The 408-nt window shown below is 64.3% G+C and carries 1 protein-coding gene; it reads right to left on the bottom strand.

Features of this window, described 5'->3' with window-relative positions; all coding sequences use genetic code 11:
- A partial coding sequence (locus CHL76_RS16750) for an aldehyde dehydrogenase family protein (protein ID WP_143747491.1) occupies positions 1-408 on the bottom strand: 408 nt, incomplete at both ends.

Raw genomic sequence — 408 nt, forward strand, 5'->3', positions numbered from 1 at the left:
ACCATTTTCTTGCGGGTGTAGAACTCCACGCCGTCCTTGCCGTTCGCATGCAGGTCGCCGTAAAAGGAATCCTTCCAGCCCGAAAACGGGAAGAACGCCATCGGCGCCGGCACCCCGACGTTGACCCCGAGCATCCCGGCATCAATCGTTTCCCGGAATTCGCGGACGTGGTGCCCGGAGCTTGTGAACAGGCACGCGCCGTTCGCAAASCGSGACTCGTTCGCCCACGCGATGCCGGCGGTCAGGTCCGGCACCCGCACGATGGATAAGACCGGCGCAAACAGCTCGTCCTGCCAGATGGTCATCGTCTGCTGCACGTGGTCAAAGATCGTCGGGCCGATAAAGTAGCCCTCCCGGGCCACCTCGTCCTCGCGGCCGTCGCGCACGAGCGTCGCGCCTTCCTCGACG

The sequence above is a fragment of the Marinococcus halophilus genome (assembly GCF_002265875.1).
Taxonomy (GTDB): Bacteria; Bacillota; Bacilli; order Bacillales; family Marinococcaceae; genus Marinococcus; species Marinococcus halophilus.